This is a genomic window from Streptomyces sp. NPDC049813, assembly GCF_044465085.1.
Lineage (GTDB): Bacteria > Actinomycetota > Actinomycetes > Streptomycetales > Streptomycetaceae > Streptomyces.
Genome location: NZ_JBITLI010000006.1, coordinates 296,306 through 317,177, shown reverse-complemented (window position 1 = coordinate 317,177; position 20,872 = coordinate 296,306). Strand labels below are relative to the sequence as shown.

Below are 20,872 nucleotides of genomic sequence, written 5' to 3'. Positions count from 1 at the left end.
CGGAAACCGAAGCGGGGCCCCCTTACTGCGAGCAACGCCACAGTGAGCCGCCTGCGAGCCGCGTGCGCGAAGACAGAAGGGACGCAAGGCGGCCACTGCCGCCTCGCGTCCCTTTTCCCGCACGCGCCGCCTGTGGGCGCGGTTCACAGCTCCTTGCGGAACGCCTCCGCCGTCTGCAGGAAGACGTCGTTGGCCTCGGTCTCCCCGATCGTCGCCCGCATCCCCTCGCCGGCGAACGGGCGCACGACGACCCCGGCCCGCTCGCAGGCGGCCGCGAAGTCCGTCGTCCGCTCGCCGAGCCGCAGCCACACGAAGTTGGCCTGCGTCTCCGGCACGGTCCAGCCCTGGGCGCGCAGGGCCGCCAGGACCCGGTCCCGCTCGTTCACCAGGCAGCCGACGCGGCCCAGCAGCTCGTCCTCCGCCCGCAGCGAGGCCACTGCCGCGTCCTGCGCGAGCTGGCTGACGCCGAAGGGGACCGCCGTCTTGCGCAGGGCCGCCGCCACCGGCTCGTGCGCGATGGCGAACCCGACCCGCAGCCCCGCGAGCCCGTAGGCCTTGGAGAAGGTCCGCAGCACCGCCACGTTCGGCCGGTCCCGGTAGATCTCCACGCCGTCCGGCACCTCGGGGTCGCGGATGAACTCCCGGTACGCCTCGTCGAGCACCACCAGTACGTCGGACGGCACCCGGTCGAGGAACCGTTCCAGCTCGGGCCGGCGGATGGCGTTGCCCGTGGGGTTGTTGGGGTTGCACACGAAGATCAGCCGCGTCCGGTCGGTGATCGCGTCGGCCATTGCGTCGAGGTCGTGGTCCTCGTCCGGCGTCAGCGGCACCTTCACCGAGGTCGCGCCGCTGATCTGCGTGATGATCGGGTACGCCTCGAAGGACCGCCACGCGTAGATGACCTCGTCGCCCGGCCCGCTGGTCGCCTGGAGCAGCTGCTGGGCGACGCCGACCGACCCCGTGCCGGTGGCCAGGTGCGTGACCGGCACACCGAAGCGGTCGGCCAGCTCGGCCATCAGCCCGGTGCAGGCCATGTCCGGGTAGCGGTTGAACGTGCCGGCCGCGGCGATCGCCTGCTCCATGACCCCTGGCAGCGGGGGATAGGGGTTCTCGTTGGAGGAGAGCTTGTACGCCGCAGGGCCCCCGGCAGCCGCGGGCTTGCCCGGCTTGTAGGTGGGGATCCCCGCCAGCTCCGCACGCAGCTTGGGGTTGGTCTCGCTCACCGCAGTCCTCCTTGTGGCCACCGTTCCAATACTGCTCACCTTAAGAGGATTGAGCCGCCGTCCCAATGGGTCGGTCCTCCCCGCGCGCGAGCGGCCGCCGACGGCGTACCGGAACGGGGGGAGCGCTCGCGACCCTGGCGCGCGCCGGTGGCTCGCGCCGTGGCGCGCATCACCCGTGAAGGTGAGTTGAGACCTATCCGCAACCTCGCCGACGTGGCAGGCCCGTCCGTACCGATGCATGACGTAAGCCGATGAAAACCACTAACTCCCTTGCATTCACAGGGTGTTGAGGGGGAAACGCCTTGCAGAAACGTGCCTGTCAACGCGTGCATATGCGCCCCCGCCATGCAGCCGCATGAGCCCTACTATCGGCTCGCCATGACAGCAGCAGGGAAGCACCAGGTGAGCCGGGCGGAGACGACCCGCAGGGGCACCCGGCCGGGCCGGGCAGGCATCAGAGACGTTGCCGCCGCCGCCGGGGTCTCGATCACGACTGTCTCCGATGCGCTCAACGGCAAGGGCAGGCTCCCGGACGCCACCCGACGCCATGTCCGCGAGGTCGCCGACCGGTTGGGCTATCGCCCCTCCGCGGCCGCCCGCACCCTCCGTACCGGCAAGTCGGGCCTGATCGGCCTGACCGTGACGACCTACGGGGATGAACCTTTCACCTTCACCGAATTCGCGTACTTCGCGGAGATGGCGAGAGCCGCCACCTCCGCCGCGCTGGCCCGCGGCTACGCGCTCGTCATCCTGCCCGCCACCTCACGCCACGACGTGTGGTCGAACGTCGCGCTCGACGGCACCGTCGTCATCGACCCCTCCGACCACGACCCCGTCGTCAGCGAGCTGGTCCGCCAGGGCCTGCCCGTCGTCTCCGACGGACGCCCCGGGGGCACGCTGCCCGTGACCGCCTGGGTCGACAACGACCACGAGGCCGCCGTCCTCGGCATCCTCGACCACCTCGCCGAGGCCGGCGCCCGCCGCATCGGCCTGCTCACCGGCACCACCACGGACACCTACACCCACCTGTCCACCTCCGCCTACCTGCACTGGTGCGAGCGGATCGGGCAGGAGCCGGTCTACGAGTCCTATCCGGCGCACGACCCGTGCGCGGGCGCCGTCGCCGCCGACCGGCTGCTCGCCCGCCCCGACCGCCCCGACGCGGTCTACGGCCTGTTCGACCCGAACGGCACCGACCTGCTCGCCGCCGCCCGCCGCTACGGACTGCGCGTGCCGGAGGACCTGCTGCTGGTGTGCTGCAGCGAGTCGACGGTGTACGCCACCACGGAACCGCCGATCACGACCCTCTCGCTCAAACCGCGGCGGATCGGCACGGCCGTCGTCCACCTGCTCATCGACGCCATCGAGGGGGTCGACCCGGACCAGCCGGTCGAGCAGGTGATACCGACCGAACTGATCGTCCGTACCTCCTCGCAGCGCCGCCCGCAGCGCACCACGGTCAGCCCTCCCCGCTCCCCGCGGCAGGGCTGACCGCCCCTGCCCACCGCCCGCCGCCCTGCCGCCGCCCGCGCGGACGAGAGGAAAAGTCCACACCAATTCGGGAGAAAAGCGTGGTGAACAGCCACCCGTCACCGATTCACCACCCCTGGTGCATCACACAGCGCGAGCCGCATTCCTATGATGGGCGGACGACACCGCGGGCCGCTGCGACCAGGCAGTCCGATCCGGTGCACAGGCGGCGCAATGGTGGAGGGGTCGATGACTCAGGGGGCCGGTCAGGGACCCGCAGCGCGCACGGAGACGCTGCGCGACTTCCGCGTTCCCGCGTACGTCCATGACGTACCGGCGAACGTGATGGCGACCGAGCCGGGCCCCGACTCCCCCGAGCCGGCGCCGTTCCCCGACGGATACACGCCGACCGAGCGCGATCTGCCGGTCATCAGCCGGGGGGACACCGTGCCGGTCGAGACCGTCCAGCCGGGGCCGCGCCCGGACGAGGGGATGGGCCCGCTCTTCGTCGTCGGCGACGTGCACGGCTACCTGGACGAGCTGCTCGCCGCGCTGCACGCCAAGGGGCTGGTCGACGCGGAGGGCACCTGGGCGGCGGGCAACGCGCGCCTGTGGTTCCTCGGCGACTTCACCGACCGCGGCCCCGACGGGATCGGCGTCATCGACCTGGTGATGCGGCTGAGCGCCGAGGCGGCCGCGGCCGGCGGCTACTGCAAGGCACTCATGGGCAACCACGAGCTGCTGCTGCTCGGCGCGAAGCGGTTCGGCGACACCCCCGTCAACTCCGGCGCGGGTACCGCCACCTTCCAGGCGGCCTGGTTGCTCAACGGCGGCCAGAAAGCGGACATGGACCGCCTCCAGGACGTGCACCTGCAGTGGATGTCCCGGCTCGACGCGATCGAGATCGAGGACGACCACCTGCTCATGCACTCGGACACCACCGCCTACCTCGACTACGGCGACTCGATCGAGGCGGTCAACGACACGGTCCGCGAGACGCTCACGCGCAACGACGCGGACGAGTGCTGGGACCTGTTCCGCAAGTTCACCAAGCGCTTCGCGTTCCGGGACGGGGAGTCGGGCCCGGGCGCCGTACGCGAGCTGCTGGGCGCCTTCGGCGGCTCGCGCGTCGTGCACGGCCACAGCCCGATCCCCTACCTCCTCGGCGAGGTCGGCACCGAGGACGCCGACGGCGAGGACAGCAGGCCCGCCGTCGAGGGGCCGCATGTGTACGCGGGCGGTCTGGCCATCGCCATGGACGGCGGCGTGACCATGGCCGGAAAGCTGCTGGTCCAGCAACTCCCCATGGATATCTGACAGTTCGGCGGGCAGGCGCGAAGGACAAAGGGTCCGGCGGGCCGGGGGGCAATTTTCGGAAACCCCCTGTCACCGCGCGCCGTGACCGCTCTACCATCGGCCTATCCGTAGCAGGCTCCCCTCCGTTTCTGCCCGACGGCTCGTAACCATGCGGGCCACCAAGCCCTACGGAGCATCGGGGGATGCACATGAACAGCGCTCCGCATTTGCTGAACGAGGACCGCCCCGAGTTCGAGCGGATCCTCGATGAGGCGCTGCGTACCGCACCGAACCGGCCTGATCTCGCCGCCGTCGGCCAGCGGCTCAACCCCGAACAACTGCGCACCATGGCACTGAGCGCGGCCGCGGTCATCAGCACGGCGGCCGCCGCCGAGTACGAGCACTACACCACGGTCCGCGACGAGCTGCGCGCCTCGTCGGGCCGGGCCCGTCCGCCGAGCGAAGGAGGCACCTCCGGCACGGCCGAATCAGGCGGCGGCAACCCTCTGGGGTTCGCCGCCACGGTGGGCGAGGTCGCGGAGACCACGGGCCCCGGGGTCGCCGCGGTCGCCGTCGTGCTGGCCCCGGTCCTCGCCGGGACCGCGGCCGCGATCTTCCTGCTGGTCGGCTACATCCTGAAGATGCTCAGCCCGCCGCCGGACTTCGCCGACGCGCTGCTGTCGGCCGGCTGGGTCTTCGGCGCGCTCACGGCCGCGGGGATCCTCGTCGCCGCGGTCTGCCTGCTCCTGACGGCCCTGCGCAACGGATCGACCTCGCTGCCGGCCCATGCCCACAGCGAGGCCGACGAAGAGGTGGAGCGCGCCAGAGAAGCCTGGGGGACCGCCCTGCTCGAACGCGGCATCCTGCCGTTTCTGCGGGACGCCCAGGCGGGCCCGGCACCCGGTGGGGCGCTCGGCGGCCGGGGCGGCGGCAGCGCGTCCCGGATGCCGCAGCTCGGCTACAACCGGCCGGGATTCAGCAGCCCCGACGGGGGCGGCACCGCCACGGGCCAGCGCGCGGGCTTCTCCAGTCCGGACTTCACCAGCCCGGACTACGGCGGCCCGGAACACCGGCCCGACTGAGGTCGGGCCGGGGCAGGGGCCGTGACCGGGCTCGGGGCAGCAGCACCGAGCCCGTGGTCAGGGCTCCGGGCAGGTCAGTTGGCGAGGGGCAGATAGACGCGGTTGCCCGCCTCCGCGAACTCCTTCGACTTCTGTTCCATGCCCGCCTCGACCTCCGCCTTCGTGGTGCCGTGTTCGCGGCGGATGTCCTGCGAGATCTTCATCGAGCAGAACTTCGGACCGCACATCGAGCAGAAGTGCGCGGTCTTCGCCGGTTCGGCGGGCAGCGTCTCGTCGTGGAACTCCCGGGCCGTGTCCGGATCGAGGGCCAGGTTGAACTGGTCCTCCCAGCGGAATTCGAAGCGGGCGTCGGAGAGCGCGTCGTCCCAGTCCTGCGCGCCCGGGTGCCCCTTGGCGAGGTCCGCCGCGTGGGCCGCGATCTTGTACGTGATGACGCCGGTCTTCACGTCGTCGCGGTTGGGCAGCCCCAGGTGCTCCTTGGGCGTGACGTAGCAGAGCATGGCCGTGCCCCACCAGGCGATCATCGCGGCGCCGATCCCGGAGGTGATGTGGTCGTACGCGGGAGCGACGTCCGTGGTCAGCGGGCCCAGCGTGTAGAACGGGGCCTCCTCGCAGATCTCCTGCTGGAGGTCGATGTTCTCCTTGATCTTGTGCATCGGGACGTGGCCCGGGCCCTCGATCATGGTCTGGACGCCGTGCCGCTTGGCGATGCCGTTCAGCTCACCGAGCGTCCTGAGCTCGGCGAACTGCGCCGCGTCGTTGGCGTCCGCGATGGAGCCCGGACGCAGCCCGTCCCCCAGGGAGTACGTGACGTCGTACGCGGCGAGGATGTCGCAGAGCTCCTCGAAGTGCTCGTAGAGGAAGCTCTCCTTGTGGTGGGCGAGACACCAGGCGGCCATGATCGACCCGCCGCGCGAGACGATGCCGGTCTTGCGGTCGGCGGTCAGCGGGACGTACGGCAGCCGGACGCCGGCGTGGACCGTCATGTAGTCCACCCCCTGCTCGGCCTGTTCGATGACCGTGTCCTTGTAGATCTCCCAGGTCAGCTCCTCGGCCTTGCCGTCGACCTTCTCCAGTGCCTGGTAGAGCGGCACGGTGCCGATGGGGACGGGGGAGTTGCGCAGCACCCATTCGCGGGTGGTGTGGATGTTGCGGCCGGTGGAGAGGTCCATGACGGTGTCGGCGCCCCAGCGGGTCGCCCAGGTCATCTTCTCCACCTCCTCCTCGATGGACGAGGTGACCGCGGAGTTGCCGATGTTGGCGTTGACCTTCACCAGGAACCGCTTGCCGATGATCATCGGCTCGATCTCCGGGTGGTTCACATTGGCGGGCAGGACGGCGCGGCCCGCCGCGATCTCCTCCCGCACGACCTCCGGCTCGACGCTCTCCCGGATGGCCACGTACTCCATCTCCGGGGTGATCTCGCCCCGCCGCGCGTAGGCGAGTTGAGTCACGGGTTCGCCGGTCCGGCCGCGGCGCGGCTGGCGCGGGCGACCGGGGAAGACCGCGTCGAGGTTGCGCAGCCCGCCGCGCGGCGAGGTGTGCTTGATGCCGTCGTCCTCGGGGCGGGCGGGGCGCCCCGCGTACTCCTCGGTGTCGCCCCGGGCGATGATCCAGTTCTCCCGGAGGGGGGCGAGCCCCCGGCGGACGTCGGTGTCGACGGTCGGATCGGTGTACGGGCCGGAGGTGTCGTACAGCGTGACGGCCTGGCCGTTGGTGAGGTGCACCTGGCGGACCGGCACGTTGAGGTCGGGGCGCGAGCCCCGGATGTACCCCTTGTGCCAGCCGATGGACTGTCCGGCCTCCGGCTCCGAGCCGTTGGAGGCAGGCGTGCGTGCGTCCGTTGTGGTCATGAGACCTACTCCCTACGCCGGCATTACCCGGTAACAGGTTCGGCGGTCGACGCAGCGATGTTCGTCGGCGGCGCTCCACGCTGTTTCACGTGAAACGCGCTGGGACGAAGGTCAGCGCCCTCTCAGCCCGGTGCTCCGAGCTCCCGCGTGTGCAAAGGTGGCTCCACGCTAGCGCCCCTTCGGACGCGTTGAACAGAGGGCCCCTGCCGTTCTTGCGATGATCGGGCGGTGACCACCACCCAGCAGCCCCCGCCTCCGCCGCCCCGACCGCCGCACGGACCGGGCCCGTCGGGCCACGGCAACGGCGGTCACGGGCACGGTCATTCCCACAGCCACGGCCCTGCCGCGCCCGTCTCCCGGCACCTGCGCAAGGTCATCGCGGCCATCCTCGTGCCGTTCTCCGTCGCGGTCGTCGTCGGCCTCGCCGTCCTGTGGCCCGGGGGCGCCCCGGCGCACGAGCGCACGGGTGTCGGCTTCGACCGGCAGACGCAGCAGGCCACGGTCACCAAGGTCGACAAGGTCGCGTGCGCGTCGGTGAACGCCTCGGGGGAGACGCCCACCGGTGACACCTCCACGGCCGAGGGCTCGTCCGCCCAGCAACAGGCCACCGGTACCTGCGGCAAGGCGTCGATCCGGATCGACACCGGCAAGGACACGGGCCGCACGTTCACGGAGGTCGTCCAGCCGGACTCGCCGCGCCAACTGCACGGCGGCCAGCAGGTGATCGTGGCCTACGCACCGGACGCGCCGGAGAACCTCCAGTACTCGGTCACCGATGTGAACCGCAAGTTCCCGATGGCGCTGCTGGCCGGGATCTTCGCCGTCGTCGTGGTGGTCGTGGGCCGCCTGCGCGGAATCATGGCGTTGGTCGCGCTGGCGGTGAGCTTCCTGGTCCTGACGCTCTTCATCCTCCCGGCGATCCTCCAGGGCTCGAACCCGCTGGTGGTGGCGGTCGTCGGGGCGAGCGCGATCATGCTGATCGCGCTCTACATGTGCCACGGCCTGACGGCCCGGACCTCGGTCGCGGTCCTCGGTACCCTCGTATCGCTGCTGCTCATCGGCCTGTTGGGCTCGCTGTTCATCGGCTGGGCGGCGCTGACCGGCAACACGGACGACAACACCGGCCTGATCCACGGCCTGTATCCGCACATCGACATGAGCGGTCTGCTGCTCGCCGGCGTCATCATCGGCTCGCTCGGCGTCCTGGACGACGTGACGGTGACCCAGACGTCCGCGGTGTGGGAGCTGCACGAGGCCGACCCCACGATGGGCTGGCGCGGACTGTACCGGGCGGGGATCCGGATCGGCCGCGACCACATCGCGTCCGTCGTCAACACGCTGGTCCTCGCCTACGCGGGTGCGGCGCTGCCCCTGTTGCTGCTCTTCTCGATCGCGCAGAGCAGTGTGGTCGACGTGGCCAACAGTGAGCTGGTGGCCGAGGAGATCGTGCGGACGCTGGTCGGCTCGATCGGCCTGGTGGCCGCGGTGCCGGTGACCACCGCGCTGGCCGCCCTGGTGGTCAGCGCCGACCGGCCGGAGTCCCGGAAGCTCGCGCCCCCGGCTTCAGCTCGCGGCGGCCGGGGACGGCGGCGTAAACGCTGAGCGGCGCGGAGCGGCTCGGGTGCACCGCGCTGCTGAAGCGTTACGCCAACGGCCCCTGGTGACGGTGGGTGATCAGCCGGCGTTCTGCTCCTCGGCGAGGATCCGGTCGAGTGCCTCGTCGAGTTCGGCCTCGTAGTCGCTGAGGGCCTGCTCCTGACCGAGCGGGACCAGCTTGTCGGTGCGGTCGAGGAACGCGATGAGGGGCGCGACGCCCGCCCGGAACAGCGCGTGATCGCCGCCCACCTGGAGCCGGATGTGCACCTCGCCCGGCAGCTCGTCGGTGGCGCCGCCGCTCGCGCAGGCGACGGGAGAGATCCGGACATCGCCGTCACCGGTCGCGCCGTTGACCCCGTCGACGAGGAGCTCCCGGCCGAACGCCCAGGTCACGGGCGCGTCTCCGGGGAGATGGAAGGTGAGGCGCACCGCGTAGGGATCCCCGGGCTCGTAGCGAAGCTCGACCGGGATGCGGAACGAGAGTTCCTCGGAGACGAGGAAGCTCATCATGACCTCTGCCTGGACTGCTTGGACCGACTCGCGCATCGCCTACCCCGTCAACTTGCCGTCGATTGGCCAGGAATGACCTTCCTGACATTGCTCCGCATCTTGCTCAACGTACACGAGGGATCACAAGGAGTGAGTTTTCAGATGCTGATAGAGAAGGAGAGTGTCCCTACGAGCTTGCCGAGCTCCTCCTGCAACTGACGGGCAGCAGGTAGCAGTTTCTCGGCTTGATGGATAGGGAGAGAAATGGCCAAAGCGGCTGCGGTCGCCCCGATGGTGACCGGGAACGCGGCGCAGGCCGTGCCGAGCGCGTACTCCTGCCGCTCGACGACGGGTTCCATCCGCCCCACGGTGCGCAGCCTGCGCAGCAGAGCCCGGTCGTCACGCACCGAGTACGGGGTGAGGGACCGGGCCGGGTAGCGGTCGAGGTGATCGCGGCGGGCCTGCTCGTCGAGTTGGGAGAGCAGGCACTGGCCGATCGCGTGGGCGTGGCCCGTCTCGCGGAAGTCGGCCCACTCCGCGACGGCCGGGGCGGCCGGGGAGTCGGCGACGGCGATGATCTCGATCTCGCCGTCCCGGTAGATCGCGAAGTAGACCGGGACGCCGAGGACGTCCCGCCAGTGCCGCAGCGCGTCGGTGATCATGGTGCGCCGGCTCTGCCGCGCTCCGCTGCTGCTCAGCCGCTCGGCCGCGTCACCGAACACGAAGACGCCCCGCTCCTTGCGGAGGTATCCCTCGTGGGCGAGCGTGCGCAGCAGGTGGTACGCCGTCGGGAGGGCCACCCCGGCCTCCCGGGCCAGTTGCTTGGCGGGAGCGCCTTCTCCGTGCGCGGCGACCGCCTCCAACAGGCGCAGGGCCCGCTGGACGGAGCCGATGAGCGTCTGCGGGGCGGCAGGTGGGGGATCAGCCGTGGCCAAGGTGCACTCCCGCTGCGGTGGGGCCCCCGCGTACCCCCGGGCCCACGGGGGTGGAGCCGTCGGAAACCGGACTTTAACCCTTGGCCACCGCTTGGCGCGGGCCTCGAACGGAAACTTCCCCCGGTCGTGCGAACGGTCGCATCGCACAACCATCCGGGTCCGCCCCCGTGTCCGCGCCGCGCACGTCCGCTCCCGTGCCCGCGCCGCCGCTCACCAGTCGCTGCGCGAGGACGACCCCGCCATGAACCTCCGCACGACGTAGATGAGACCGCCCACGAGGGCGGCGAACACCAGCACCTTGAAGAGCAGACCGATCACGAAGCCGACGACGCTGGCGATCAGCCCGCCGAACACGACCAGGGCGATGACCGGCACCGCGACCCACTTCACCCACCACGGCATGCCCGCGAATATCTCTCGCACTGCCCTCGCTCCTTCGCTGTGAGCCCCGCACCGGGACTCTTCTGACGTCCTGCACTCGATGCTGACATGCCGGGAGGCCGTGCGGGGCGTCGCGATCCCTTGCCCTCCCCTGACCCGACCCTTAGGGAACCCCGGGGTCCAGGTCAGCTCTCCGGGGGAGAGAAGACCACCAGAACCCGCAGGTCCTCGCTGATGTGATGGAACTTGTGCGCGACGCCCGCCGGCACGTAGACCACGCTGCCGCGGCCGACCTGGGTGGTCTCCATCCCCACGGTGATCGAGGCGCGCCCGCTGACCACGAGGTAGACCTCGTCCTGCCCGTGCGGCTGCTGCGGGTCGTGCTCCCCCGCGTCCAGCGCGTACAACCCGACCGACATGTTCCGCTCGCGCAGGAACTGCAGGTACGCGCCGTCGTTGGCGACGCGCTCCGTCTCCAGTTCGTCCAGCCGGAATGCCTTCATCGACCTCGTCGCCTCGCCGTCCACACTTGTCGCCGGCCTTCACACCGGCCCCGTCTGCCACGATCAGACACATGATGAATTTCGTAGTCAAGACGCTCGCCAACGCGGGAGCCCTGGCCGTCGCGGTCTGGCTGCTCGACAAGATCACGCTGACCGGGGACAGCACCTGGAAGGAGGCCGGCACCCTCATCCTGGTGGCGCTGGTCTTCGGCCTGGTCAACTTCCTCGTGAAGCCGGTCGTGAAGGTCCTCACCTTCCCGCTCTTCATCCTCACGCTGGGCCTGATCACGCTGGTCGTGAACGCCCTGATGCTGCTGCTCACCTCGTGGCTCGCCGACAAGCTGGACCTGAGCTTCCACGTCGACGGCTTCTGGACGGCCGTCCTCGGCGGCCTCATCATCTCGGTCGTCTCCTGGGCGCTGAACGTCGTCCTGCCCGACAACGACTGAGCCCGCGCCATGACTCTCCGCGTCTGCTTCGTCTGCACCGGCAACATCTGCCGCTCGCCGATGGCCGAGCACGTCTTCCGCACCCGCGTCGAGGAGGCCGGCCTGTCCGGCGCCGTCGAGATCAGCAGCGCGGGCACCGACGGCTGGCACGTGGGTGAGGGCGCCGACCCCCGCACCGTCCACGTACTCCAGGAGGGCGGCTACCCCACCGCGCACACGGCCCGCCAGTTCCATCGCGACTGGTTCCGCCACCTCGATCTGGTCCTCGCCCTCGACGCGGGACACCTGCGCATCCTGCGCCGGCTGGCCCCGACACCGCAGGACGCGGCGAAGGTGCGCCTGCTGCGCTCCTACGATCCCGCGGCCGCCGCCGACGAACAGGACGTCCTGGACCCGTACTACGGCGATCCGGACGGCTTCGAGGAGTGCCTGCGCGTGGTCGAGGCGGCGAGCGACGGCCTGCTGGACGCCGTGCGGGGCAGGCTCGATGAACGGCCGCCCGCGCCGGACAATGCTTAGTACCGCGCTCCGTACGACGGACGGCCCGAGCCTCCCCCCTCGTGGCTCGGACCGTCCCGGTTCTGCGCGCGAAGAACCGCGCGCACAAGGCTAGTTGACTGTGTGTCAGTGTCCAATCACGGTAGCGACAGAGACTCATCGACTTATTTATAGTTGGCGGCGGATCCGGGCCCTGAGGGGAGGCGCGTCACGATGGACCTCGCTCTGCTGCGCACCTTTGTGACGGTCCACCGCGCCGGGTCATTCACCCGCGCCGCCGCCCTGCTCGGCCTCTCGCAGCCCGCCGTGACCTCGCAGATACGGACGCTGGAGCGGCAGTTGGGCCGCCCGCTGTTCCTGCGCCGGGCGCGGGGGGTGACCCCCACCACCATCGGCGACGAACTCGCGCACAAGGCGGCCCCGCACCTCGACGCCCTGGTCGAGATCGCCGAGGTCGGCCTCGACGAGGAGTCCGCCGTCCGTACCCTGCACCTCGCGGGCCCCCCGGAGTTCACCGCGGAGCGCGCCCTGCCCGCGCTCACCGCACTGACCAGGGACGACGGCCACAGCATCGCCCTGCGCGCCTCGTTCGGCACCGCCGAGGAATCCGTCGAGGGCCTGGCCGCCGGACACCATGATCTGGCCATCACCACGGCCCGTCCACGCGGCGGCCTGCTCACGGCGACTCCGCTCTGCGACGAGGAGCACGTGCTGGTCGCCGGGGCCCGCTGGGCCGCACGGATCGGCTCCGGCACTCTGCACCGGGACGCCGCTCCCTCGCTGGAGAAGTTCCCGATGGTCGAGGTCCATGAGTCCCTGCCACTGGTCTCCCGCTACTGGGCCGCGGTCTTCGACTCCCGCCCGGCCGTCTCCGGCACGGTCGTGGTGCCGGATCTGCGCGCGGTCCTGGCGTGCGTGATCAGCGGGGCGGGCCTCGCCGTCCTGCCCCGCTACCTGTGTGCCCCGGCTCTGGAACGCGGCGAGATCGTGGCGTTGCTGGACCCGCCGGTGCCTCCTCTGCGCACGTACTTCCTCGTCGTCCGCACCGGCACACTCGCCCTGCCGCACATCGCGCGGGCGCACGAGTGGCTGTTGCGCGCTGCCGTCGACTGGTCCTGAGAAAGGGACGGACCTGGCGCGGAATGTTTCACGTGGAACCGGCCGGGCCACATTTCTCCCATGACCGTCCGACCCGTGGTCAAGCGCACCGCACGTGCCGTGCTGCTCGATGGCAACGACCTCGTCCTGATCAAGCGGACCAAACCAGGCGTCGATCCGTACTGGCTGACGCCCGGGGGCGGCGTCGAGCCGGAGGACCCGACCGTCGTGGACGCCCTCCACCGCGAGGTGCACGAGGAGCTCGGGGCCAAGGTCACCGACGTGGTGCCCTGCTTCGTCGACACCGTCGAACACATCGGCGAGGACGCGACGACGACCGGCGTGAAGGTCCAGCACTTCTTCGTCTGCCGACTGGAGTCGATGGACCTCACCCAGCGCCACGGCCCCGAGATCGACGAACCGTGCGGCGAGTACGAGATCGTTCGGGTGCCGTTCACGCGCGTCGGCATCGCCTCGGTCCACCTGGTCCCGCTCTCGCTCCGTCACTATCTGGACGGCAACATCGAGGGGGTCCGGGCGATGCACGCGCCGGACCTGGGCTGACCGGCCTACGGCAACCCGCACGGGTGCCGCGGACCCGCCCGGAGGTCAGTCCGCGACGCCGGCCAGCTCCGGTCCGGATTCGGCCGGCTCGGCCGGCATCGTGGTCGCAGCGTCCATGCTGTGCCTCGTCGCGCCCGTCTCTGGTCGGTGACCTGATCCGCAGTCTCCTCGCCGCAGCGTGCCACCCGGCATTCCGCCGGTGAACGCAGAACGGGAAGTGCGGGTTCTCGATCTCCTCGCGCACATGGGCTTCGGGGGCCTACGTGCGTGCCTCCCCGCCCTGTGGTGGCGATGTTCGCCGGTGTCCGTACGCCGAGCCGAGTAGCCCGGGTTACTCCCGCTGTCAGACGCCCGCCGAGGCACTCGTAGGCATCGTGTTTCACGTGAAACTTCACCGCCGCCCGCGCCGGGCTCTCCTCGTCGTCCACGTGACCGCGTCGGCCTGCTGGCTGGGGCTCACGCTCGGGCTGCTCGCCCTGGCCGTCACGGCGACGACCACCGGGTCGGGCCCGGCCGTGGAAGCCTCCGCCCGGGCCATGAAGCTCTTCGCGGACTGGCTGGTGCTCCCCCTCGCCCTGCTGACCCTGCTGAGCGGCCTGCTGCTCTCGCTCGGCACTCCGTGGGGGCTGGCCCGGCACCGGTGGGTCTACGTCAAGTTCTGGCTCACGCTCGCCACCACCGCCGCGTCGGCCTTCGCTCTGCGGCCCGGCGTCGACGACGCGGTGGCGACGCTCTCCGCCGGCGGGACACCGGCCCGTCCGACCGATCTGCTGGCCGGCCCGATCGTCTCCCTGGCCTCGTACGTCTTCATGACGGTGATCTCGGTGCTCAAGCCCTGGGGCCTGACCCGGCGTGGCCGAAAGCATCGGGCCAGTGCACGCAAAGCGGTGGACGCCACCGGGCTCCGTCCGACAGCCTGACCTGCGTGTCGACACCTTCCCTCTCCGATCTGCCCATCCGCCGCCTCACGCGGCGTGACGTCCGCGTCTGCGCCGACCTCTCCGAGAACCGTGGCTGGCCACGCGAGGAGCACAAATGGGGTCTGCTGCTCGCGGCGGGCACCGGCTACGGCATCGACGACCCGGCCGGCGGGCTCGTCGCCGTCAGCGTCCTGACCGAGTACGGCCCCGCGGAGCGGCCCGAACTCGGCGCGATCGGCATGGTCCTGGTCGCCGAGCGGTACGCGCGCAGAGGAATCGGCCGACGCCTGATGCGGTACGTGGTCGAGCAGGCGGGCACCACGCCCCTGACGCTGCACGCGACGCCGTACGGGCAGCCGCTCTACGAGGAGCAGGGTTTCAAGATCGTCGGTCGGGCCGAGATGGTGCGGGGGCGGTTCGTCGCCGGGGGCTCGGCGCCCGCGGGGTCGACCCGTCCGGCCGCCGCCGAGGACCTGTCGGCGATCCTGCGCCTGGACGCCGAGGTGTTCGGCGCCGACCGCACGCACATCATCGCGCGCCTTCCCGCCTTCGCGGACCAGCTGCGCGTCGCCGAGGACGGCGGGCAGCTCGTCGGGTACGCGGCCGCCTGGCCCAACATGGACACCCACGTCATCGGCCCGCTGATCGCCCGTGACACCGAGACCGCGAAGTCCCTGGTCGCCGATCTCGCCGCCGGTACTGACCGGCCGCTGCGGACCGATGTCGACGTCCGCCACACCGCTCTGCTGACCTGGCTGAAGGAACGCGGTCTGGAGGGCATCGCCGAGAACGCGGTGATGAACTACGGCGCCGCGGAACTGCCCGGCGACTGGACGCGCCGCTTCGCACCGCTGACGGTCGCCGCGGGCTGAGAAGCGGCAGGGGCCCGCCCACGAGCGTCGCTGTGAGGCGACGTTCGGGGGCGGGCCCTTCGCTGGGTGCGGCGGACCGATCGGCCACCGTGGTCAGCAGCAGGCCGAGCCCGGTGCCACAGGTGCCGGGTTCGACCAGCGCTCCGCGGGTGCTGGGGCGTGATCAGTGATGGACGGGTTCGGCGTGCCGCTGCGCGGTGCCGGTGTCGATCACGCTCGGCCGGGAACCACGGCGCTCCAGGGCGGCCGAAACGACGGCCAGGACGAGGGCGCCGGCGGCGAGGAGCGCGCCGACCCAGTTCGGGGCGGTGTACCCGAGGCCCGCGGAGATCACCAAGCCGCCGAGCCAGGCGGAGAGGGCGTTGCCGAGGTTGAAGGCGCCGATGTTGACCGCCGAGGCGAGGGTGGGTGCCCCGGAGGCCTGGTCGAGGACGCGCTTCTGCAGCGGCGGCACCGTGGCGAAGCCGAGCGCGCCGATCAGCGCGACGGTGACCGCGGCGAGGATCTTGTGGTGCGCGGTGACGGTGAAGAGGCCGAGCACGAGCGCGAGGGCGCCCAGGGAGACGTACAGCAGGGGCATGAGCGCGCGGTCGGCGAGCCTTCCGCCGACGAGGTTGCCGGCGACCATGCCGAGACCGAAGAGGACCAGCAGCCAGGTCACCGACCCGTCGGCGAACCCGGCGACGTGCGTCATCATCGGCGCGATGTACGTGATGGCCGCGAAGACGCCGCCGAAACCGAGCACGGTCATCGCCATGGCGAGCAGGACCTGCACGTTCTTGAACGCTGCCACCTCGTGGCGGAGCTGGACCCCCTCGGGCTTGGGCAGGTCCGGTACGAGCTTGGCGATGCCGAAGAGTCCGACCACCCCGAGCGCCGCCACGATCGTGAAGGTGAAGCGCCAGCCGGCGGCCTGACCCACGAGCGTGCCCAGCGGTACGCCGACGACATTGGCCACGGTCAGGCCGGTGAACATCATGGCGATCGCCCCGGCCTTCTTCTGCGGGGCGACCAGTTCGGCCGCGACGACCGCGCCGATGCCGAAGAAGGCGCCGTGGGCGAGTGAGGCGATCACCCGGCCGATCAGCATCACGGCGAAGACCGGTGCGACGGCGGAGAGCAGGTTGCCCACGATGAACAGGCCCATGAGCAGCATCAGCATGCGTTTGCGGGAGATGCGGGTGCCCAGGACGGTCATGAGCGGGGCGCCGAACATGACACCGAGGGCGTAGCCGGTCACCAGGAATCCGGCTGTCGGGATGGAGACTCCGAAGTCACCCGCGACCTCGGGGAGCAGCCCCATGATCACGAACTCCGTGGTCCCGATACCGAAGGCCCCGATCGCGAGGGCGAGGAGCGCGAGAGGCATGGGGGGTTCACCTTCCAGGATGTTGCGGGTGCGCTTTACGAGACCTCACAATAATTGCAGACGCCGACTAATTGCAAGCGCGGGCAATCGCGGCCATCGACTACCCTGGTGTACAGCCGCGCCGGGACGGAGGATCCACGAGCCATGACCGCGACAGACCCCGCACTCACCGCCCTCTCCCAGGGCTGGTGCGCGCTCTCCCTGCTCCACGGAAAGATCGAGGCCCACATCGAGCGGGCCCTGCAGGCCGAGCACGACCTCAGCGTGCGCGAGTACTCCCTGCTCGACGTCCTCAGCCGACAGCACGACGGAGAGGGCGGCCACCTGCAGATGAAGCAGGTCGCCGACGCCGTCGTCCTCAGCCAGAGCGCCACCACCCGCCTGGTGACGCGCCTGGAGGACCGCGGGCTGCTGCTGCGCTACCTGTGCCCCACCGACCGGCGCGGCATCTACACGAACGTCTCGGAGGCGGGCCTCGAACTGCTCCGGGCGGCCCGCCCCACGAACGAGAAGGCCCTGCGCGAGGCCCTGGACACCGCGGCCGAGAACCCCGAGCTCACCCCGCTCGTCCGGGCGGTCGAAGCACTGCGCGTCCCCGCCTGAGCTCGCACGCCCCCCGGCCACCCGGGCCGAGCGGGCGGTCGGCCTAGGCTGCCGCCATGGAAGATCTTGAGATAAGGGCAGCCGCGGCCGAGGACGTCCCGGCGATCGTCGCCATGCTGGCCGACGACCCGCTGGGCGCCCGGCGCGAGTCCCTGGAAGACCTCGCGCCCTACCTCGCCGCCCACGCGCGGCTCTCCGCCGACCCGAACCAGCACCTCATGGTCGCGGTACGCGCGGGCCGCGTCATCGGCACTCTCCAGCTCACCGTGGTCCCGGGCCTCTCCCGCAAGGGGGCCACCCGCTCGATCATCGAGGGCGTCCGGGTCCACTCCGACGAGCGGGGCAGCGGGCTGGGCACGCGACTCATCGAGTGGGCTGTCGACGCATCGCGGCGCCAGGGATGCCAGTTGGTGCAGCTGACGTCCGACGCGTCCCGCACCGACGCCCACCGCTTCTACGAGCGGCTCGGCTTCGCGGCCTCGCATGTGGGATTCAAGCTGCAGCTGTGACGCGCCTGCCCCGTGGGGGAAGGGCTCGTTTCACGTGAAACGAGCCCTGCTGGGGGTGCTCTTCACCGCGGCACGTCCCGTCGGCCTTTCAACGCGGCACGCCCCGCCAGCCCTCCGGGTCCACTCCACCCGGTACGGGGGCGCCGGCCCCGTAGGGCTCCCGCGTGAAGACGAACGACCCGAGGTCCAGATGGCTCAGGGAGCCGTCCGGCCGCCGTACGGCCTGGAGCACCTCCCCCGCGTAGTACCCGTCGATGCCGGTCCAGGTGCCGTCGCCGTTCGGCCGGAACCGGGAGCGCCGTCCACCTCCGGCCGCCGGGCCCAGATCCACGCCGCCATCGGCCGACAGGCGCAGCGCCACTACCTGGGTGCCCCAGTACCAGGGGCCTGCCAGCTCCAAGGTGGCCGTGTCGACCTCCGCCAGCGGGCGCCACGGCGCGGGGATGCGCGGCTCGGCCGCCGCGACGATCCGCAGGAGGTCGGCGGCGACCGTGGGCGCCGGCACCCCTGAGGTGCAGTTGACGAGCGTGACCGCCGCCAGCCCGTCTTCCTCGCTCAGCCACAGCCCCGCCACGAACCCGGGCAGCGAACCGGTGTGCCCCACCAGCGTCCGCCCGTCCCTGCGCAGCACCTGCGTCCCCAGCCCGTACGACGCCTCCCAGTCGCCCGGCACGACCGGAGCGGCCGGCGTCCGCATCTCCCGTACGGACTCCGCGCTCAGCACGCGCTCGTCCCCCGTCGTCAGGAAGGCGGCGAAGGAGGCCAGGTCCCGGGCGGTGGACCACAGTTGCCCGGCCGGGGCCATCAGACCGAGATCCTCGCTGGGCTCCGGCAGCAGCACGTCGGCGTACGGGTGCACGGCCCAGCCTCCGGCGTGCGGAGCCTGAGGCGCGCAGCTGGTGCGGGTCAGGCCGAGCGGTTCGAGGACCTCGCGACGCAACGCCTCCTCCCACGGGACCCCGCGCACCGCCGCCACCAGCGAGCCCAGCAGCGTATAGCCGGGGTTGGAGTAGTGGTGGCGGCGCCCGACGGGGTGCCGGAAGGGCTGCTCGCCGAGGACCTCGGCGAGGGTCGGACGGAGTGCGGCGGACGACCGCTCCCACCACTCACCCGGCGTCTCGGCCGCCAGTCCGGAGGTGTGCGCGAGGAGTTCGGCGACCGTGACCTCCCCCGCGCCGGTCCCGGGCAGATGCTTCTCCAGCGGATCACCCAGATCGAGCAGGCCCTCGTCGCGCAGCCGCAGGATGAGCACGGCGGTGAAGGTCTTGGTGATCGAACCGATCCGGTACTGCACGTCCGCGTCCGGCCCGTGTCCCTCGACCGAGGAGCGCGAACCGGTCCACACCAGCTCTCCGTCCCGGGCGACGGCGGCGACGAGGGACGGGGCACGCCCGTCGCGCTGCGCGACGGCGATGCGGTGCAGAAGGGCGCGGCGAGTGGCAGGCAACAGCTCTGCGGGTGAGGTCATGCCCCTAGTCCATCGCGCGCCCCCGGTTCACGTCGAACCGATTCGGGCGAGGCGCCGCGGCGTCGGGGGATCAGGCGCTGAGCAGGTCGGTCGAGACCGCCCAGAGGCGCTCGGCGAGGGCGGGATCGAGTGCCCACTCCTTGACGCCGTGCGGATGGTGGGCGAGGTCGGCGTCGTTCGGCACGGTGTAGGCCTCCCGCGCATCGTCGAGGTAGTGACCTCCGGAGCGGGCGTACTCAGGGGCGACGGCCGCGACCATCGTGGTGGCGGCCCCCTGTTGGACCGTCTTGTACGTGAAGACTCCAGCGGCCTCGGCAGCATCGAGTGACCGCTTCTGCTGCGCGGTGAAGTTCCGCTGGAGGCCCGTGGCGACACCGCCGGGATTCACCGCGTTGGCGACGATGCCGTCGGACGACCACAGACGGGTCGCCTCGACGGCGAACAGGGAGTTCGCCGTCTTCGACTGGGCGTAGGCGATCTGCGGATCGTAGGGGCGTCGCTCGAACTGGAGGTCGTCGAAGTCGATACCGGCACGCATGTGCGCTGTCGAACTGACCGAGACGATCCTTGCACCGTCCCCCTCGGCGGCTCCGCGGGCCAAGGCGTCGTGCAGGCCTAGGGTGAGAGCGAGATGCCCCAGGTGGTTGGTGGCGAACTGCAGCTCCCAGCCCTCACGCGTCCGTTCGAGGCCGCCGGTCACCACGCCCGCGTTGTTGATCAGCAGGTGCAGCGGGCCGCTCCACGCGTCGACGAACGACGCCACGGCGGCCCTGTCGGCGAGGTCAAGCCGGGCGACCCGCGGGCGGATCCGTCCTGTCGAACTCTCGATCGCTGCGGCCACGGCGTCACCCGCGATCGTGTTCCGCACGGCGAGCGTCACCCGCGCTCCGGCCGCGGCCAGCACCCGAGCCGTCTCGATCCCGAGGCCGGAGGAGGCTCCCGTCACGATCGCCCGGACACCGGCGAGGTCGACGTCCCGCGCCACCTCGGCAGCCGTGGTGGCAGCGGTGAAGGACGCGGAAAGGGGCCCGTGCGCAGTCATGGCAGCGAGGCTATACAGGATTTACCAAACTTGTATAGCGCGTCTTCCACCCTCTACGCTCGCCCCATGAGCAGTCCTGAGGCCGGGCCCCTGGCACCGTCGACCACCGAGACCGACCGCCGGACCGCGGTCCTGGACTCCGCCCTGGCCACGTTCGCCCGCTTCGGTTACCGGAAGACCTCCATGGAGGAAGTGGCGCGGGCGGCACACATCTCCCGCCCGGGGCTCTACTTCCTCTTCTCCTCGAAGGAAGCCCTGTTCCGCGCGGCGGCCACGCAAGCCGTGGAACGCGACATCGCGGCGGTCGCACACGTCCTGGCCGAGGCCGACCGCCCGCTCCCGCAACGTCTCCTCGAAGCCTTCGACCGATGGGCAGGCCGCTACGTCGGCCCGCCGGCCCGCGACATCGCCGCGGTCGTCGAGGACAACCCCGACCTCATCGGCCGCATCGCACAGGCCGCTCCACAGCGGTTCGAGGAGCTGATCATGGATGCCATCGCCGTCGACGCAGGCCGGGCGAGGGCCGTCCGCGTCGCGCAGACGATGATCAGCACATCGATCGGCCTCAAGTACCAGGCCGAGACGCGGGAGTTCTACCTCGAACGCCTGAAAGTCGCCATCGACCTGCTGGTGCCCTGAGACCGCGCGCGCG

22 protein-coding genes and 1 riboswitch are annotated in these 20,872 nt (G+C 71.0%); of the genes, 13 read left to right on the top strand and 9 right to left on the bottom strand.

All coding sequences use genetic code 11. From position 1 onward, the window contains the following. Nucleotides 1-143: 143 nt before the first annotated feature. On the bottom strand, nt 144-1,223 hold the full coding sequence (gene hisC, locus ACIBW6_RS16340; RefSeq protein ID WP_399059981.1) for a histidinol-phosphate transaminase: 1,080 nt from the start codon (nt 1,221-1,223) through the stop codon (nt 144-146). A 378-nt stretch (nt 1,224-1,601) separates the two neighbouring features. On the opposite strand from hisC, the gene ACIBW6_RS16335 reads away from it, so the two are divergent. From ACIBW6_RS16335 to ACIBW6_RS16325, 3 genes are all read left to right on the top strand, one after another. After that, nucleotides 1,602-2,714: a LacI family DNA-binding transcriptional regulator gene (locus tag ACIBW6_RS16335; protein ID WP_399059980.1), complete on the top strand. Its 1,113-nt coding sequence runs from the start codon at nt 1,602-1,604 to the stop codon at nt 2,712-2,714. 228 nt (nt 2,715-2,942) lie between these two features. Further along, a complete protein-coding gene (locus ACIBW6_RS16330; RefSeq protein ID WP_399059979.1) occupies nt 2,943-4,010 on the top strand; it encodes a metallophosphoesterase in 1,068 nt (355 codons plus the stop codon). Between the two features lie 182 nt (nt 4,011-4,192). Further along, complete coding sequence (locus ACIBW6_RS16325; protein ID WP_399059978.1) at nt 4,193-5,071, top strand: hypothetical protein; 879 nt, start codon at nt 4,193-4,195, stop codon at nt 5,069-5,071. A 74-nt stretch (nt 5,072-5,145) separates the two neighbouring features. Here the strand turns inward: ACIBW6_RS16325 and thiC are convergent, their stop codons facing one another. Then, the gene (gene thiC / locus ACIBW6_RS16320; protein ID WP_399059977.1) at nt 5,146-6,924 is read right to left on the bottom strand and encodes a phosphomethylpyrimidine synthase ThiC; all 1,779 of its coding nucleotides are present in this window, start codon (nt 6,922-6,924) and stop codon (nt 5,146-5,148) included. Then, a riboswitch (TPP riboswitch) is annotated at nt 6,917-7,081 on the bottom strand. It overlaps the preceding gene by 8 nt. Nucleotides 7,082-7,152: 71 nt before the next feature. On the opposite strand from thiC, the gene ACIBW6_RS16315 reads away from it, so the two are divergent. Continuing rightward, nucleotides 7,153-8,526 carry a YibE/F family protein gene (locus tag ACIBW6_RS16315; protein WP_399059976.1) on the top strand — a complete coding sequence of 458 codons (1,374 nt, stop codon included), beginning with the start codon at nt 7,153-7,155 and terminating at the stop codon, nt 8,524-8,526. A gap of 72 nt (nt 8,527-8,598) precedes the next feature. Here the strand turns inward: ACIBW6_RS16315 and ACIBW6_RS16310 are convergent, their stop codons facing one another. From ACIBW6_RS16310 to ACIBW6_RS16295, 4 genes are all read right to left on the bottom strand, one after another. Next, nucleotides 8,599-9,066 carry an SsgA family sporulation/cell division regulator gene (locus tag ACIBW6_RS16310; protein ID WP_399059975.1) on the bottom strand — a complete coding sequence of 156 codons (468 nt, stop codon included), beginning with the start codon at nt 9,064-9,066 and terminating at the stop codon, nt 8,599-8,601. Between the two features lie 101 nt (nt 9,067-9,167). Next, nucleotides 9,168-9,944, bottom strand: coding sequence for an IclR family transcriptional regulator (locus tag ACIBW6_RS16305; protein WP_399059974.1), 777 nt, complete (start codon nt 9,942-9,944; stop codon nt 9,168-9,170). 210 nt (nt 9,945-10,154) lie between these two features. Continuing rightward, nucleotides 10,155-10,367 carry a DUF5326 family protein gene (locus ACIBW6_RS16300; RefSeq protein ID WP_399059973.1) on the bottom strand — a complete coding sequence of 71 codons (213 nt, stop codon included), beginning with the start codon at nt 10,365-10,367 and terminating at the stop codon, nt 10,155-10,157. 143 nt (nt 10,368-10,510) lie between these two features. Then, entirely contained in the window at nt 10,511-10,828 is a 318-nt protein-coding gene (locus ACIBW6_RS16295) for a cupin domain-containing protein (protein ID WP_399059972.1), read from the bottom strand. Nucleotides 10,829-10,899: 71 nt separating this feature from the next. On the opposite strand from ACIBW6_RS16295, the gene ACIBW6_RS16290 reads away from it, so the two are divergent. From ACIBW6_RS16290 to ACIBW6_RS16265, 6 genes are all read left to right on the top strand, one after another. Then, complete coding sequence (locus tag ACIBW6_RS16290) at nt 10,900-11,277, top strand: phage holin family protein (protein WP_399059971.1); 378 nt, start codon at nt 10,900-10,902, stop codon at nt 11,275-11,277. A gap of 9 nt (nt 11,278-11,286) precedes the next feature. Next, complete coding sequence (locus tag ACIBW6_RS16285; protein WP_399059970.1) at nt 11,287-11,796, top strand: low molecular weight protein-tyrosine-phosphatase; 510 nt, start codon at nt 11,287-11,289, stop codon at nt 11,794-11,796. A gap of 192 nt (nt 11,797-11,988) precedes the next feature. Further along, entirely contained in the window at nt 11,989-12,894 is a 906-nt protein-coding gene (locus ACIBW6_RS16280; RefSeq protein WP_399059969.1) for a LysR family transcriptional regulator, read from the top strand. A gap of 60 nt (nt 12,895-12,954) precedes the next feature. Then, nucleotides 12,955-13,437 carry an NUDIX domain-containing protein gene (locus ACIBW6_RS16275; RefSeq protein ID WP_399059968.1) on the top strand — a complete coding sequence of 161 codons (483 nt, stop codon included), beginning with the start codon at nt 12,955-12,957 and terminating at the stop codon, nt 13,435-13,437. A gap of 383 nt (nt 13,438-13,820) precedes the next feature. Further along, nucleotides 13,821-14,357 carry a DUF2269 domain-containing protein gene (locus ACIBW6_RS16270; RefSeq protein ID WP_399059967.1) on the top strand — a complete coding sequence of 179 codons (537 nt, stop codon included), beginning with the start codon at nt 13,821-13,823 and terminating at the stop codon, nt 14,355-14,357. A gap of 5 nt (nt 14,358-14,362) precedes the next feature. Beyond that, nucleotides 14,363-15,229 (top strand): GNAT family N-acetyltransferase, encoded by an 867-nt coding sequence (locus ACIBW6_RS16265; protein WP_399059966.1) that lies wholly within the window; start codon nt 14,363-14,365, stop codon nt 15,227-15,229. Between the two features lie 163 nt (nt 15,230-15,392). Here ACIBW6_RS16265 and ACIBW6_RS16260 read toward each other — a convergent pair whose 3' ends face one another. After that, nucleotides 15,393-16,598, bottom strand: coding sequence for an MFS transporter (locus tag ACIBW6_RS16260; protein WP_399059965.1), 1,206 nt, complete (start codon nt 16,596-16,598; stop codon nt 15,393-15,395). Between the two features lie 144 nt (nt 16,599-16,742). Here ACIBW6_RS16260 and ACIBW6_RS16255 point away from each other — a divergent pair, with 144 nt between their 5' ends. Beyond that, nucleotides 16,743-17,201, top strand: a complete 459-nt coding sequence (locus tag ACIBW6_RS16255) for a MarR family winged helix-turn-helix transcriptional regulator (protein ID WP_399059964.1) — start codon at nt 16,743-16,745, stop codon at nt 17,199-17,201. A gap of 56 nt (nt 17,202-17,257) precedes the next feature. Then, nucleotides 17,258-17,710 (top strand): GNAT family N-acetyltransferase, encoded by a 453-nt coding sequence (locus tag ACIBW6_RS16250; protein WP_399059963.1) that lies wholly within the window; start codon nt 17,258-17,260, stop codon nt 17,708-17,710. Between the two features lie 88 nt (nt 17,711-17,798). Here ACIBW6_RS16250 and ACIBW6_RS16245 read toward each other — a convergent pair whose 3' ends face one another. Both ACIBW6_RS16245 and ACIBW6_RS16240 read right to left on the bottom strand, forming a co-directional pair. Continuing rightward, nucleotides 17,799-19,178, bottom strand: a complete 1,380-nt coding sequence (locus ACIBW6_RS16245; RefSeq protein WP_399059961.1) for a serine hydrolase domain-containing protein — start codon at nt 19,176-19,178, stop codon at nt 17,799-17,801. A 70-nt stretch (nt 19,179-19,248) separates the two neighbouring features. Continuing rightward, nucleotides 19,249-20,220 (bottom strand): SDR family NAD(P)-dependent oxidoreductase, encoded by a 972-nt coding sequence (locus ACIBW6_RS16240; protein ID WP_399059960.1) that lies wholly within the window; start codon nt 20,218-20,220, stop codon nt 19,249-19,251. Nucleotides 20,221-20,286: 66 nt separating this feature from the next. Here ACIBW6_RS16240 and ACIBW6_RS16235 point away from each other — a divergent pair, with 66 nt between their 5' ends. After that, nucleotides 20,287-20,859: a TetR/AcrR family transcriptional regulator gene (locus ACIBW6_RS16235; protein WP_399059959.1), complete on the top strand. Its 573-nt coding sequence runs from the start codon at nt 20,287-20,289 to the stop codon at nt 20,857-20,859. The last annotated feature ends 13 nt before the right edge of the window (nt 20,860-20,872 follow it).

What these genes read in the sequence shown, in the direction of transcription:
- ACIBW6_RS16335 (WP_399059980.1), top strand. Translation starts at nt 1,602, where the DNA reads ATGACAGCAGCAGGGAAGCACCAGGTGAGCCGGGCGGAGACGACCCGC.
- ACIBW6_RS16330 (WP_399059979.1), top strand. Translation starts at nt 2,943, where the DNA reads ATGACTCAGGGGGCCGGTCAGGGACCCGCAGCGCGCACGGAGACGCTG.
- ACIBW6_RS16325 (WP_399059978.1), top strand. Translation starts at nt 4,193, where the DNA reads ATGCACATGAACAGCGCTCCGCATTTGCTGAACGAGGACCGCCCCGAG.
- thiC (WP_399059977.1), bottom strand. Translation starts at nt 6,924, where the DNA reads ATGACCACAACGGACGCACGCACGCCTGCCTCCAACGGCTCGGAGCCG.
- ACIBW6_RS16310 (WP_399059975.1), bottom strand. Translation starts at nt 9,066, where the DNA reads ATGCGCGAGTCGGTCCAAGCAGTCCAGGCAGAGGTCATGATGAGCTTC.
- ACIBW6_RS16295 (WP_399059972.1), bottom strand. Translation starts at nt 10,828, where the DNA reads ATGAAGGCATTCCGGCTGGACGAACTGGAGACGGAGCGCGTCGCCAAC.
- ACIBW6_RS16290 (WP_399059971.1), top strand. Translation starts at nt 10,900, where the DNA reads ATGATGAATTTCGTAGTCAAGACGCTCGCCAACGCGGGAGCCCTGGCC.
- ACIBW6_RS16285 (WP_399059970.1), top strand. Translation starts at nt 11,287, where the DNA reads ATGACTCTCCGCGTCTGCTTCGTCTGCACCGGCAACATCTGCCGCTCG.
- ACIBW6_RS16280 (WP_399059969.1), top strand. Translation starts at nt 11,989, where the DNA reads ATGGACCTCGCTCTGCTGCGCACCTTTGTGACGGTCCACCGCGCCGGG.
- ACIBW6_RS16275 (WP_399059968.1), top strand. Translation starts at nt 12,955, where the DNA reads ATGACCGTCCGACCCGTGGTCAAGCGCACCGCACGTGCCGTGCTGCTC.
- ACIBW6_RS16260 (WP_399059965.1), bottom strand. Translation starts at nt 16,598, where the DNA reads ATGCCTCTCGCGCTCCTCGCCCTCGCGATCGGGGCCTTCGGTATCGGG.
- ACIBW6_RS16255 (WP_399059964.1), top strand. Translation starts at nt 16,743, where the DNA reads ATGACCGCGACAGACCCCGCACTCACCGCCCTCTCCCAGGGCTGGTGC.
- ACIBW6_RS16250 (WP_399059963.1), top strand. Translation starts at nt 17,258, where the DNA reads ATGGAAGATCTTGAGATAAGGGCAGCCGCGGCCGAGGACGTCCCGGCG.
- ACIBW6_RS16245 (WP_399059961.1), bottom strand. Translation starts at nt 19,178, where the DNA reads ATGACCTCACCCGCAGAGCTGTTGCCTGCCACTCGCCGCGCCCTTCTG.
- ACIBW6_RS16240 (WP_399059960.1), bottom strand. Translation starts at nt 20,220, where the DNA reads ATGACTGCGCACGGGCCCCTTTCCGCGTCCTTCACCGCTGCCACCACG.
- ACIBW6_RS16235 (WP_399059959.1), top strand. Translation starts at nt 20,287, where the DNA reads ATGAGCAGTCCTGAGGCCGGGCCCCTGGCACCGTCGACCACCGAGACC.